Raw genomic sequence first — 13396 nt, 5'->3', positions numbered from 1 at the left:
GCGGAATGCTAGATCCAGCCCGCCTTGTGGAAGCGGTAATAGAGATAGCCGCAGATGCCGCCGATCGCGACCAGCGTCAGCGGATAGCCCCAGGCCCATTCGAGCTCCGGCATGTATTTGAAGTTCATGCCGTAGATGCCGGCGATGGCGGTCGGCACCGCCAGGATGGCGGCCCAGCCGGCCAACTTCTTCATCACCTCGTTGGCCTTGACCGACGAGAGCATGAGATGCGCGTCCAGGGCCGAGCCCACCGTCTCGCGCAAAGTCTCGATGCCCTGGCTCGCCTTGATCGCGTGGTCCTGCACGTCGCGGAAATAGGGGTAGGTGTCGCGGTCGATCAGCGGCACGTCGAAGCGCATGATGCGGGTGCAGATGTCCTGCAAGGGCTGCACCGCATGGCGCAGTGCCACGAGATCGCGCCTCAGGCCGAACACCTTCTCGATATCGTCCGAGGTGAAGCGGTTCGAGAAGATGTCGTCCTCGATCTGCTCGATCTCGGCCTCCATGGCGTCGATGATCGGGAAGTAGTTGTCGACCACGAAGTCCATCAGCGCGTAGAGGATGAAATCCTCGCCCTTGCGCAGCATCTGCGGCGCCGCCTCGCAACGCTGGCGCACGGCGGCGAAGGTCTCCGAGGGGCCATGGCGGATGGTGACGACATAGCCGCGGCCGATGAAGAAATGGCTCTCGCCGAAGGCGAACTCGCCCGCCTGCCGGCGCGCCGTATGCAGCACCAGGAACAGGGTGTCGCCATAGACCTCGAGCTTGGGGCGCTGATGGGCGAGATGGGCGTCCTCGATCGCCAGCTCGTGCAGGCCGAACCGCTTCTGCACCTTGGCCAGCACCTCCTCGTCCGGGTCGTAGAGGCCGATCCAGATGAGCTGGCCCGGCGCGTCGGCCACCTCATCGAGATGCTCGATGTCGATGTCCTTGACCGCGCGGCCTTCGCAATAAAGGCGGCAATTGACGACCTGCTGCGTGACAGCCGTGGTGGGCGTTCCATACATGAGCAGCACCTCGGCCCCTCATGCCTCGAGGGGTCAGCTTGAATCGGGCGGACCTTATCACGCGGGCCCTGCCGGGAGCCACCGCGGGATGAACGAAAGAGGCCGCCCGACGGTGAAATCGATGGGGCCCATGACGAACTCCTCAGGGCCCGTGCGCGACCTCGGGGATGGGGTCCCTGTCTTCGTCCGCAAACCATGATCAGACCGCTGGCAGCCCGCCCGCCCCCAAGCCGGTTTGCCCCTTCTCCGCGCCGGGCTAGACTGCGTCTCATTCGCCCGAGCCGCCCTTCCCCATTGCCATCTCCTCCCCTCATGACAACCATGCCGCCGGAAACCCTGCTCGATCCCGACGAACCCGCTCCCGTGGCCATCCACGTACCGGATGGGCGGTCGCCTTATTTCCTGACCTGCGATCATGGCGGACGGCTGCTGCCGCGCCGCCTGGGCGACCTCGGCATTCCGGCCTTCGAGCTGGAGCGGCATATCGGCTGGGATATCGGGGCCGCGGGGCTGACGCGGCAGCTGGCGCAGCGCCTGGATGCCACCGCGATCCGGCAGGTCTATTCGCGCCTGGTCTGCGACTGCAACCGCCCGCCCGAGGCGCCCGATTTCGCCACCCGGATCAGCGAGAACACCCATATCCCCGGCAATCGCGACCTGGCCCCGGCCGAGGTCGCCCTCAGGCGCGAGGAGATCTGGCGCCCCTACCAGGAGGCGATCGAGCGCCTGCTCGACGACCGCAAGGCGGCGGGACGGCCGACCCTGCTGGTGGCCATGCACAGCTTCACGCCGGTCTATAAGGGCAAGGCGCGCCCCTGGCATGTGGGGCTGCTCTATAACCGCGACCGGCGCCTCGCCGACGCGATCCGCCCTCTGCTCCAGTCGGCCGCGGTGCCCGCCGACAGCGGCCATGCCGAAGCCGGCCGGCTGCTGGTGGTGGGCGACAACGAGCCTTACCGCTTGAGCGACGAGACCGACTACACGGTCCCCGTCCATGGCGAGAAACGCGGCCTCGTCAGCCTCGAGATCGAGGTCCGCCAGGACCTGATCACGACGCCCCAGGGCCAGGCCGCCTGGGCAGCGTTCTTCGATCGCCTGCTGCGCGAGGTGCAGGGGCGGTTTGTGAACTAGGTTGTAATTTCATACGATAAAAATACTATAAATAGTCTCATGAAATTATCCCCTCCCCCTTGATGGGGGAGGGTAAGGGAGGGGGCTGCTTGCTCTCTCAACCCGGAGCGCCGCCATGATCCACCCCATGAGCACACAATCCGCGCGCACGCTGCGCCAACAGATGTCCGGCCCCGAGCGTCGTCTCTGGTATCTCCTGCGCCGCAAGCAGATTGAAGGCTTTCGTTTCCGCCGTCAGCAGCCGATCGACCGATACATCGTCGACTTCGTCTGCCTGAAGGAGCGGCTCGTCATCGAGCTCGATGGCGGATCGCATGTGGAGACGGAAGGCTATGACAAGGTGCGAACGGCCTGGCTTGAAGCGAAGGGCTATCGGGTCCTGCGATTCTGGAACAACGACGTCATGGGAAATCAGGAAGGGGTGATCGAAGTGATCCTCGAGGCGCTGCATCGGAGACCGAGCAGCCCCCTCCCTCACCCTCCCCCAGAAGTTGGGGGAGGGGATTAGTGCTTGTTATCCCCTCCCCCGTTTCAGGGGGAGGGCCAGGGAGGGGGCTGCTCGGTCTCAAAGGCGTTTCCTACCCCTTCTTCCCCCGCCCCACCCCGTCCGCGATCAACGCGATCATCTCGAACATCAGGGCCATGGCGGTCATCGCCGTGATGTTCGACGGGTTGTCCTTGGTCGGGATCATGCAGACGATGTCGCCGCCGATGATGTCGAGGCCGCGCAGGCCGTGGAAGATCTTCTCGGCCTGCCAGGCGCGCAGGCCCCGCTGCATCGGCTCCATGTTGGAGACGGCGGGCGCCTCGGTCGGATCGAGCACGTCGAGATCGAAGGTGATGTAGAGCGGCATGTCGCCGACCCGGTCGCGGATCAGGCGCACCGTCTCCTCGATCCCCAGCTCGAAGAACTCGTCGGCGGGAATGAGCTTGTAGCCGAGCTTGCTGGCGGTGATGTCGGCGCGCGGCTTGATCGGGTTGCCGCGCATGCCGAGCTGCACCGAGCGGGTCGGATCGACATGCTGCTCGGCCACCGTATAGGCCGCCCAATGCGCCGCCGAGCGCACCGAGCCCAGCCAGTGCGGGATATGCTCGTAATCGTCGCGATGGGCGTCGAAATGGAGCAGCGCGCATTTACGCCCGCCCGTGAGCCTCGCCTCCTTGCCGGCGATCGCCTTGAGGATCGGGCCGGTGATGGCGTGGTCGCCGCCGATCGAGACGGGCCGCGTGCCGGCGCGGTCGAGCCGCTTGAAGAAGCCCTCGATATCCTGGACGCAGATGTCGTTGACCATGGCGTGGGGCAGCGGCACGTCGCCCAGATCGTGGATGCGCGCCACTTCCCAGGGCACGATGCCGTATTTCTGATGCCCGCGGCGATACCAGCCCGAGACGTTGCGCACGGCGCGCGGCGCCAGATGCTGGTCGCGCTCGGTCGAGCCGTTGCCCGAGCTGTGCGGCACGCTCACGAGGCCGATATCGCAGTTCGCCGGGTTCTCGTCCCACGGACATTTGAAGAAGGTCTGGATGCCCCACCAGTACCAGGGCTCCATCTCCGCCTTCTTGCGCTGGAATTCCGCTTCGTCCATGGCGCGTCGCTCCCCTCGTTTCCCTGCCGCCTTGTCGCTCAGTGGACCGGCCCGCGGTCGGAGGCGTCAAGGGCGATGTTCCTTCCGCTCCGCCGCGGCGCCGGCCATTGGTTACGCCATGGTCCCGCTCCCCAGCGGACCGGCGCCTGTGTCATGGTATCGGCCCGGCCTCACCCCGCTTCACCGACATCCGCCCATGCCCTCCATCACTGCCTACGATTACGTGATCGTCGGCGCCGGCTCCGCCGGCTGCACGCTCGCCAACCGCCTCTCCGAGGACAAGGACGTCTCGGTCCTGATCCTCGAGGCCGGCGGCTGGGACCGCGATCCCTGGATCCATATCCCGCTGGGCTGGGGCAAGATCCTCACCAAGCGGCTTCACGACTGGATGTATTTCTGCGAGCCCGAGCCCAGCGTCGGCGGCCGCGCCGTCGAATGCGCGCGCGGCAAGGTGGTGGGCGGCTGCTCCTCGACCAACGCCATGGCCTATGTGCGCGGCAATCGCGGCGATTACGAGCGCTGGCGGTCGCAGGGGCTCGAGGGCTGGGGCTTCGAGGACGCGCTGCCCTATTTCCGCAAGCAGGAAAGCTGGGAGGGCGGCGCCAGCCGCTGGCGCGGCGGCGACGGTCCGATCTCGACCCAGACCTGCAAATACCAGGACCCGCTGCTCGACGCCTTCGCCGCGGCCGGCCAGGCGGCGGGCCATGGCTGGACCGACGATTACAACGGCGAAACGCAGGAGGGCTTCGGCCGGCTGCAGATGACGATCGGCCGGGGCCGGCGCTCCTCGGCCGCCACCGCCTATCTGCGCCCGGCCTTGAAGCGCGGCTCGCTCTCGATCGAGGTCCGGGCGATGGTCACGCGCGTCCTCATCGAGGGCAACCGCGCGGTCGGCGTCGAGTATCTGCAGGACGGACAGACCCGCCAGGTCCGAGCGGCCCGCGAGCTGATCCTGGCGGGCGGCGTCATCAACACGCCGCAGACCCTGATGCTGTCGGGCATCGGCGATCCGGCCGCGCTCAAGAAGCACGGCATCCCGGTCAAGGTGGCGCTCCCCGGCGTCGGCCAGAACCTGCAGGATCATGTATCCGTGATCCTGATGTATCTGCGCAAAAGCCCGCCCAGCCCCTTCCTGCGCGCCATGCGCTATGACCGCATCGGGCCGTCGCTGATCGCGGCCTATTGCTTCGGCACAGGCTTCGCCGCCGACGTGCCGGGCGGCATCACGGCCTTTCTCAAGAGCCGGCCGGATCTGAAATTGCCCGACACCCAGTTCCTGCTGACCGCGGCCTCGCTCGGCGCCTGGCCCTATTTCGAGCCCTTCAAGAAACCGTTCCCGGACGCCTTCGCCTGCCGCATCGTCATGCTGCATCCCGAGGCGCGCGGCACGGTCACGCTGAAATCGACCGATCCCAACGCGCATCCGCGCATCCTGCAGAACTTCCTTTCGGTCGATGCCGACTGGAAGGCGCTGAGGGGCGGCGTGCGGCTGGCGCGCGAGGTGGCCGCCCAGCCTTCGATGCAGCCCTTCATCGCGCGCGAGATCGCCCCCGGCCTCGAGAAGAGTGCCGATGCCGACATCGACACCCATATCCGCAACACCTCGATCACCGTCCACCACCCGGCCGGCACCTGCAAGATGGGCGTCGATTCCGATCCGATGGCCGTGGTGGACACGAAGCTCCGCCTGCGCGGGATCGAGGGCCTGCGCGTGGTGGACGCCTCGGTCATGCCCGACCTGCCGAGCGGCAACATCAACGCCGCGGTGGTGATGATCGCGGAGAAGGCCGCAGACCTCATCCGCGGGCGGGTATAGAGGAAAACACCGAGGGCTATCCGCAACGTCGCGGTCGGTGACGGCGTTTTGTCGTAAAAGATCAATCGCCGCACCGATGGCAACGGTTTAATGGCGGATGTCACCCCGGGGATCGGGGCGAGGAGCCCGGGCTATTGACGCCCCGCCCCTATCAATGGGCTAAATGGACTCATAATTTTGCTAAGCCCGTTCCAACCAGCCCCGCTCGGGCATGAGCGGGAACAGGGATCGGGGCGGTTCATCACCACCGAGGCCGCCCGCAGGGATGGTCGGCCAGCATTCCTGGCCTTACATCCCTTGATGTGACGACTGACAAGGCCCGGGGGCGGACATCTTGGCAGCGACAGCTTCCAGCGATCATTCGGCGCCTGCGCTCAGCCTCGTGCCGCAGGGTGCGGAAACCATCCTGCTGCGCCTGGCGGGCGACTGGCAGCTCCGCAGCGGGCTGCCCACCGCCGCCCAGGTCGACCAGCAGCTCGGCGCCAAGCCCACCGCGCAGCGCCTGGCCTTCGATGCGGGCCAGCTCGGCCATTGGGACAGCGGCCTGCTCGCCTTCCTGGTCGGCATCCAGGATCTCTGCAAGACCCGCGGCCTGGCGCTCGACGCCGGCAACCTGCCGGAAGGCGCCAGCCGCCTCTTGAAGCTCGCCACCGCCGTGCCGGAGCGCCAGGGCGCCCGCCGGGGCGGGAAGCGCGAGGGGTTCCTGACCCTGGTCGGCAAGGAGTCCCTGGCCTTCTGGCGTTCGGGCGGGCAGATGCTCGAATTCCTCGGCCTCTCGATCCAGACCTTCGGCCGGCTGCTGATCGGCCAGGCGCGCTACCGGCGCTCCGATCTCGTCGACATCATCTACGAATGCGGGGCCGCGGCGCTGCCCATCGTGGCGCTGATCTCCTTCCTGGTCGGCCTCATCCTCGCCTTCGTCGGCGCCGTCCAGCTGCAGCAGTTCGGCGCCCAGATCTATGTCGCCGACCTCGTCGGCATCGCCATGGCCCGCGAGATGGGCGCGCTCATGACCGCCATCATCATGGCGGGGCGCACCGGTGCCGCCTTCGCGGCCCAGCTCGGCACCATGCAGGTGAACGAGGAGATCGACGCGCTCTCCACCTTCGGGCTCTCCTCGATGGAGTTCCTGGTCCTGCCGCGGATGATCGCGCTCATCTTGATGATGCCGCTGCTCTGCGTGTTCGCCGACCTGCTCGGCATCCTGGGCGGCGCGCTTGTCGGCGTCGCCATGCTCGATCTCTCGGTGACCTCCTATGTCAACGAGACCCTGCACGGGGTCGGCCTCGTCGACTTCATCATCGGCATCGCCAAGAGCTCGGTGTTCGGCGTGCTGGTGGCGGTCGCCGGCTGCCTGCGCGGCATCCAGTGCGGGCGCAGCGCCTCGGCCGTCGGCCTGGCCGCCACCTCCGCGGTCGTCACCGGCATCGTCTTCATCATCGTCACGGACGGCATCTTCGCCGTCCTGACCAACGCGCTGGGCATCTGAGGGCGCGGGCGATGGCCGAAGCACCGCCGCTCCCCGACGCGCCGCCGCCCAATGCGCATATCACGGTGCGCAACCTGGACATGGCCTATGACGATTTCGTCATCCAGCGCAACCTCAACTTCACCATCAACCGCGGCGACATCTTCATCATCATGGGCGGCAGCGGCTGCGGCAAGAGCACGCTCCTGAAGCATCTGGTCGGCCTCAAGGCGCCGGCGCGCGGCGAGGTGCTGTTCGGCGACCAGGATCTGTGGAAGGCGGAGCCCGAGGAGCAGCAGCGGCTGATGCGCCGCTTCGGCATCCTCTATCAGAGCGGCGCCCTCTGGAGCTCGATGACGCTGGCGGAGAACGTGGCCCTGCCGCTGGGCGAGTTCACCGACCTCAAGCCCGCGGAGATCCAGCGGATCGCCTCGCTGAAGCTGGCGCTGGTCGGGCTCGCCGGCTTCGAGGAGTTCTATCCTTCGGAAATCAGCGGCGGCATGCGAAAGCGCGCCGGGCTTGCCCGGGCCATGGCGCTCGATCCCGAGATCCTGTTCTTCGACGAGCCCTCGGCCGGCCTCGATCCGATCAGCTCGCGCATGCTGGACGACCTGATTCTCGAGCTGCGCGACAGCCTGGGCGCCACCATCGCCGTCGTAACCCACGAGCTCGCCAGCATCTTCACCATCGGCAACAACTCGGTCTTCCTCGACGCCGACACCAAGACGATGATCGCGCAGGGCGATCCCAAGAAGCTGCGCGACGAATGCCCGGACCCGAAGGTCCGCAACTTCCTCCTGCGCGGCGAGCTGACCAAGAGCGAAACCGAGGCGGGCTGAGGGGCGGGAAAGCAGGACAGGTCGAATGGCCAAGAGATCCAATCCGAAGCTCATCGGCGCCTTCGTGATCGGCGCCATCGCGCTCGCCGTGGTCGGCGCCATCGCCTTCGGCGGCACCAAGTTCCTCGAGACCAGGCGCAAGGCCGTTCTGTTCTTCGAGGGCTCGGTCGGCGGCCTCGCCGTGGGCGCGCCGGTCAATTTCCGCGGCGTCCAGATCGGCTCGGTGACCGGCATCAAGATCAGCTACGACATCGACAAGCAGCTGCTGGAGATCCCCGTCGAGATCGAGATCCTGCCGGACATGATCCACGTCACCAGCGGCGAGCGAAACGAGAAGCGGAACATGCTGGCGCTGGTGCAGCGGGGCCTGCGGGCGCAGCTCGTGGTGCAGTCCCTCGTGACCGGGCAGGCCAGCGTCGAGTTCGACTTCCATCCCGACGCGCCGCTTCGCCTGACGGGCTACGACACCGGCGGCCTGCCGGAGCTGCCGACGGTGCCCTCGAGCATGGACACGATGCAGGCCAATGTCGCCGCCGTGCTGCAGAAGCTGAGCCAGCTCCCGCTCGACCAGATCGCGAACCAGGTTGCCACGGCGCTCGGCGGCCTGCAGCAGACTCTCAACGACGCCAGCACCCTGCTCAAGAACGTCGATGCCGGCCTCGAGCCCACCATGGCCAACCTGCAGGAGACGAGCGAGCAGGCCCGGCAGCTGATGGTGAACGCCAACGAGCGCATCGCGATGCGCGACGGCGAGCCGCTGCAGACCCTGAACGACACGCTCAAGGACTATGGCGACCTGGCGCAGCAGCTCCAGGGCAAGGCCAACACGCTCACCGGCGATCTGCAGAAGACGCTTGCCGTGCTCAACACGGCGCTGTCCCAGGTCAACGACGTCACGGCGCTGCTCGAGCGGGACATCCAGAAGAATCCGGCCCTGCTCACGCAGACGACCGACACGCTGCGCGAATTCAAGGCGATGGCGGCCTCGATCCGCGCGCTCGCGGAATATCTCCAGCGCAACCCCAATGCCCTGCTGACGGGCAAGCAGTGACCCAGGAGGGACCCATGGCTCGTGTTCCCGGCAGGATGGCGGCGGTTCTCCTCCTCGCCCTCCCGCTCCTGCTCTCGGCCTGCGCGGGGAGCAAGCCCGTCCGTTTCTATGTCCTCACCCCCCTCGCAGAGATCACGGGAGCTGGCAATGCCGCGGGCCGCGGCATTGGCGTCGGCCCCGTGGTCATCCCGCAATATCTGGACCGGCCCGAGATCGTCACCCGCAGCAGCGACAACCGCCTCGATCTCGCCGAGTTCGATCAATGGGGCGGGCGCATCGGCGACAACATCACGCGGGTCCTGGCGGACAATCTGTCGGGGCTGCTCGATACCGACCGCATCTCGATCTACCCCTGGACCGACGCGAGCTCGCTCGCCGACCAGGTCACCGTGGACATCACCCAGTTCGAGCGGGATCAGTCGGGCGCCGTGACGCTGATCGCGTTCTGGTCCATCACCGATCTGCAAAGCGGCAAGGTGTTGCGCAACGGGCGGTCCAGCATCGAGAAGCCGGTGGCTGCCGGCGGCACGGGCGGCTATGACAGCATCGCCGCCGCCATGAGCGAGGCGCTCGCCAGCTTGAGCCAGGAGATCGCGGCCGCGATCAAGGCACAGCCGGCGAGCTGATCGCCGATCGAGACGTCGGCAAACGAACTTTCGCGGCCGGTGCCGCGCCGAAGCACCCGAGGAGGGGAAGATGGCAAAGAAGAGCAAGAAGAAGAACGGCAAGGCCGCCACGGCGAAGGCAGCGCCCAAGGGTGCTGCGCCCGCGGCCAAGCTCAAGGGGAAGGACTATGAGCGCGAGCTGGCGAAGCTTCATGCCGAGCTGGTGAAGGTGCAGGAATGGGCCAAGGCGACCGGGGCCAAGATCTGCATCGTGTTCGAAGGCCGCGACGGCGCCGGCAAGGGCGGTACCATCAAGGCGCTCACCGAGCGGGTCAGCCCGCGCGTCTTCCGGGTCGTCGCGCTGCCGGCGCCGACCGAGCGCGAGCAGTCGCAGATGTATATCCAGCGCTATCTGCCCCACCTGCCGGCCGGCGGCGAGATCGTCATCTTCGATCGCAGCTGGTACAACCGCGCGGGCGTGGAACGCGTCATGGGCTTCACGCCCGAGAATGTCGTCCAGCGCTTTCTCGAGCTGGCACCCTCCTTCGAGAAGATGATGATCGAATCCGGCATCCACCTCTTCAAATACTGGCTCGAGGTGACGCCCGAGGAGCAGACGCGGCGGTTGACGGCGCGCATCGACGACGGTCGCAAGATCTGGAAGCTCTCGCCGATGGATCTCAAATCCTACAGCCGCTGGTACGACTATTCGCGCGCGCGCGACGAGATGTTCGCCGCGACCGACACGGCCTGGGCCCCCTGGTACACGGTGAGGTCCGACGATAAGAAGCGCGCGAGGCTCAACATCATCAGCCATCTCTTGAGCATGATCCCCTACAAGGAGGTCAAGCGCGAGAAGGTGAAGCTGCCGAAGCGCCAGAAGCCGCACGGCTACAAGGAACCGAACTACCCCTACAAGTGGGTGCCGGAGAAGTTCTGAGCGGCGCGTCGCCGTTCTAGCCCAACGGGCTCTGGCGCGGCGCGATCGAGCGGAAATCGTCGACGCTGAGGCAATGGCTGACGGCCTCGCCGTCGTTCGAGAGGGGGAACACGCCCCACTCGAAGACGCGGTCGCTCTGCCCTTCCCATTCGATCCGCGACAGGCCGAACTGCGGGACGCGCCGTTCGCGCAGGCGCCGATAGATCTCGAGGTTGGCGGCCTTGAGCTCCGGCTCCCAGCCGGTTTCGCTCAGCCATTTGTAGGAGAAATCCTCCTGGCCGAAACGCGCCACCTCGGTGCCGACCAGGCGATAGAACACGCGGAACGGCTCGTCCTTGAGCTCGACGATCGAGATGTAGGGCAGCCAGGGCTGGAACAGGAAGGGATCGATGTCCTGGCGGGAAGGAAAGCTGCGGCCGCCCTTCAGCGCCTCCCAGCGCCGCTCCACGCCGGCGATCATGTCGGATGCGATCGCGGGCCGCTCGACAAAACAGATGGCGTCCGCCAGCCATTCTGGATTGGACATGATGCGATCACTCTCGGGACAAAGGCGGCCGTTCCGTAAGGTCGTATTCGATGGATGATAGGCCGCCTTTCGGTTGCAGGATAGGTCCTCCGTCCCGCGCGCGGCCGGAAGGGCGCCCGTCCGCTGTAACGATTTTGGGGCCGCCCCGCTGGAGAACGGCGGCGACCCGGCTATAGTGCCGCCGGGACCGGTGGATTATCGACCTTCAGGAGAATGACCATCATGGATCGGCGGAAATTGGGACGGACCGGGCTGGAGATCGCGCCCCTGGTGTTCGGCGGCAACGTGTTCGGCTGGACCGCGGACGAAGCGACCTCCTTCGCGCTGCTCGACGCCTTCACCGATGCGGGCTTCAACGCGGTCGACACGGCGGACGCCTATTCGCGCTGGGTCCCCGGCCATAGCGGCGGCGAGTCCGAGACCATCATCGGCAAATGGCTGAAGCGGCATGGCGGGCGCGACAAGGTCCTGATCCTGACCAAGGTCGGCTCCGAGATGGGGCCCGGCAAGAAGGGGCTTTCCAAGGCCTATATCCGCCAGGCGGTGGAGGCCTCGCTCAAGCGGCTCCAGACCGACTATATCGACCTCTACCAGTCGCACTGGCCCGATCCCGAGACGCCGATCGAAGAGACTCTCGAGGCCCATGAGGAACTGGTGAAGCAGGGCAAGGTGCGCGCGGTCGGCGGCTCCAACTACGACGCGGCCGGGCTTGCCGCGGCGCTCAAGGCCGGCGACGGCAAGACCCGCGCCCGCTACCAGACGCTGCAGCCGGAATACAATCTCTACGACCGCGCCGGCTACGAGAAGGATCTCGAGCCGCTCTGCCGGAAGGAAGGGCTGGGCGTCATCACCTATTTTTCGCTCGCGAGCGGCTTCCTCACCGGCAAATACCGGTCCGAGGCCGATCTGGGCAAGAGCCCGCGCGGCGAGGATATCGGCAAATATCTCGACGCCCGCGGCAAGAAGATCCTGGCGGCCCTCGATGCGCTCGCCAAGCGCTACAGCGCGACGCCCGCGCAGATCGCGCTCGCCTGGCTGATGGCGCGCCCGAGCGTGACCGCCCCCATCGCCAGCGCCACCAGCCTCGCGCAGCTCAAGGACATCGTGAAGGCGGCCGAGATCAAGCTCGATCGCGATGCGATCGCGGCGCTCGACGCGACGGGGTGAGGGCTCCGGCCCTCGCTTTTCGCAGCAAGACGAGACCGTGCTCTTAACGCCATCCCCGCGAAAGCAGGGATCCATCTTGATCCAGCGCACCAAGCTTAAAGTTGGGTCCGCTGAGTTTTCAAACGAAGTGCAACACCAGATTAGGGTGTTGCCATGGGGAAGCACTACGAGCAGCTCTCGTCCGAAGAGCGCGCCATCATTGCCGACCTTCGTTCCAAAGGTCGCTCGATCCGCCAAATCGCTGCAGCTCTGGATCGCCCGGCATCGACGGTTAGTCGGGAACTGAAGCGCAACCGTGGCCGGCAGATCGGCTACCGGGCGGCTTACGCCCAGCAGCAGACCCGGGCCCGGCGCTGGCGCGGCTCGCGCCTGGAGCGCGACGCGCACCTGCGCCGGCAGGTGCTGGAGGGCTTGAGGAAAGGCTGGTCGCCCGAGCAGGTCTGCGGCCGGCTCGAGCGCCAGTCGGGCCGTCATCTCATCAGCCCCGAGAGCATCTATCGCTTCATCCAGGCCCAGATCACCCGCCGCCAGGACTACAGCTGGCGCCACTACCTGCCGCGCGCCAAATCCAAGCGCGGCTTTCGCGGGCGCAAGGGCGGCAGCTCCGCCCTCCACATCCAAGCCCGTGTTTCCATTGAGGAAAGGCCACCCGACGTCGAGGACCGCTCAAGTCCCGGTCACTGGGAGGCCGACCTCATGATGTTCGCTCGCTACGGCCAGGCACTCCTCACCCTGCATGAGCGATCCTCCCGCCTGCTCCTCGCCGTCAGGCCCCACGGCAAGCAGGCCGCACCGATCGCCGCCGCCATCGCCGGCCTGCTCGAACCCCTGCCCGCGACCCTGCGCCAGACCATCACCTTCGACAACGGCACCGAGTTCGCCCGCCACTACGAGCTCCACCGCCTCGACATCCAGACCTTCTTCTGCGATCCCCACGCCCCCTGGCAGAAGGGCGGCATCGAGAACGCCATCGGAAGGATGCGCCGCCGGATCCCCAGGAAAACCGATCTCGCCGCGCTCACCTCGCGCCAGATCTCAGGCTTGCTCCGGGCCTACAACAACACCCCGCGCAAGTGCCTTGACTGGCGCTCCCCCGCCGAACTCTTCTGGCAGCAGGTGTTGCACTTGGAGTGTGAATCCACCTCCCCGCTTTCGCGGGGATGACGTGGGAGCGCTGGGCAGGGGGACGATCACTCGGCAAGCACCGCACCCCTCACCCTCCCATTGCTTCGCAACGGGACCCTCCCTCTCCCCACCAAG

General features: G+C 66.7%; 13 protein-coding genes. 10 read left to right on the top strand and 3 right to left on the bottom strand.

The window, feature by feature from the left end:
- Window positions 1-8 precede the first annotated feature (8 nt).
- On the bottom strand, window positions 9-1007 hold the full coding sequence (gene corA / locus FRZ61_RS06235; RefSeq protein WP_151120715.1) for a magnesium/cobalt transporter CorA: 999 nt from the start codon (window positions 1005-1007) through the stop codon (window positions 9-11).
- A 312-nt stretch (window positions 1008-1319) separates the two neighbouring features.
- On the opposite strand from corA, the gene FRZ61_RS06230 reads away from it, so the two are divergent.
- Together FRZ61_RS06230 and FRZ61_RS06225 are read left to right on the top strand one after the other, a co-directional pair.
- Window positions 1320-2138 (top strand): N-formylglutamate amidohydrolase, encoded by an 819-nt coding sequence (locus FRZ61_RS06230; RefSeq protein ID WP_151115786.1) that lies wholly within the window; start codon window positions 1320-1322, stop codon window positions 2136-2138.
- Between the two features lie 127 nt (window positions 2139-2265).
- Entirely contained in the window at window positions 2266-2646 is a 381-nt protein-coding gene (locus FRZ61_RS06225; RefSeq protein ID WP_151115784.1) for an endonuclease domain-containing protein, read from the top strand.
- A 70-nt stretch (window positions 2647-2716) separates the two neighbouring features.
- Here the strand turns inward: FRZ61_RS06225 and FRZ61_RS06220 are convergent, their stop codons facing one another.
- Window positions 2717-3724 (bottom strand): arginase family protein, encoded by a 1008-nt coding sequence (locus FRZ61_RS06220; RefSeq protein ID WP_151115782.1) that lies wholly within the window; start codon window positions 3722-3724, stop codon window positions 2717-2719.
- A 196-nt stretch (window positions 3725-3920) separates the two neighbouring features.
- On the opposite strand from FRZ61_RS06220, the gene FRZ61_RS06215 reads away from it, so the two are divergent.
- From FRZ61_RS06215 to ppk2, 6 genes are all read left to right on the top strand, one after another.
- The gene (locus FRZ61_RS06215; RefSeq protein WP_151115780.1) at window positions 3921-5540 is read left to right on the top strand and encodes a GMC family oxidoreductase; all 1620 of its coding nucleotides are present in this window, start codon (window positions 3921-3923) and stop codon (window positions 5538-5540) included.
- 334 nt (window positions 5541-5874) lie between these two features.
- Window positions 5875-7029, top strand: a complete 1155-nt coding sequence (locus FRZ61_RS06210; protein ID WP_151115778.1) for an ABC transporter permease — start codon at window positions 5875-5877, stop codon at window positions 7027-7029.
- 11 nt (window positions 7030-7040) lie between these two features.
- A complete protein-coding gene (locus FRZ61_RS06205; RefSeq protein WP_151115776.1) occupies window positions 7041-7847 on the top strand; it encodes an ABC transporter ATP-binding protein in 807 nt (268 codons plus the stop codon).
- A 25-nt stretch (window positions 7848-7872) separates the two neighbouring features.
- The gene (locus tag FRZ61_RS06200) at window positions 7873-8898 is read left to right on the top strand and encodes an MlaD family protein (RefSeq protein ID WP_151115774.1); all 1026 of its coding nucleotides are present in this window, start codon (window positions 7873-7875) and stop codon (window positions 8896-8898) included.
- 14 nt (window positions 8899-8912) lie between these two features.
- Entirely contained in the window at window positions 8913-9524 is a 612-nt protein-coding gene (locus tag FRZ61_RS06195) for a PqiC family protein (RefSeq protein ID WP_151115772.1), read from the top strand.
- A 70-nt stretch (window positions 9525-9594) separates the two neighbouring features.
- Window positions 9595-10443 carry a polyphosphate kinase 2 gene (gene ppk2, locus FRZ61_RS06190; RefSeq protein WP_151115770.1) on the top strand — a complete coding sequence of 283 codons (849 nt, stop codon included), beginning with the start codon at window positions 9595-9597 and terminating at the stop codon, window positions 10441-10443.
- Between the two features lie 16 nt (window positions 10444-10459).
- On the opposite strand, the gene FRZ61_RS06185 is transcribed toward ppk2, so the two are convergent.
- Window positions 10460-10969 carry a PAS domain-containing protein gene (locus FRZ61_RS06185; protein ID WP_151115768.1) on the bottom strand — a complete coding sequence of 170 codons (510 nt, stop codon included), beginning with the start codon at window positions 10967-10969 and terminating at the stop codon, window positions 10460-10462.
- A gap of 222 nt (window positions 10970-11191) precedes the next feature.
- On the opposite strand from FRZ61_RS06185, the gene FRZ61_RS06180 reads away from it, so the two are divergent.
- Together FRZ61_RS06180 and FRZ61_RS06175 are read left to right on the top strand one after the other, a co-directional pair.
- Window positions 11192-12136, top strand: a complete 945-nt coding sequence (locus tag FRZ61_RS06180; RefSeq protein ID WP_151115767.1) for an aldo/keto reductase — start codon at window positions 11192-11194, stop codon at window positions 12134-12136.
- Between the two features lie 153 nt (window positions 12137-12289).
- Window positions 12290-13300 (top strand): IS30 family transposase, encoded by a 1011-nt coding sequence (locus FRZ61_RS06175; RefSeq protein ID WP_151115765.1) that lies wholly within the window; start codon window positions 12290-12292, stop codon window positions 13298-13300.
- The last annotated feature ends 96 nt before the right edge of the window (window positions 13301-13396 follow it).

It is taken from the genome of Hypericibacter adhaerens (assembly GCF_008728835.1).
Taxonomy (GTDB): Bacteria; Pseudomonadota; Alphaproteobacteria; order Dongiales; family Dongiaceae; genus Hypericibacter; species Hypericibacter adhaerens.
This window is presented reverse-complemented; position numbering and strand designations above follow the sequence as displayed.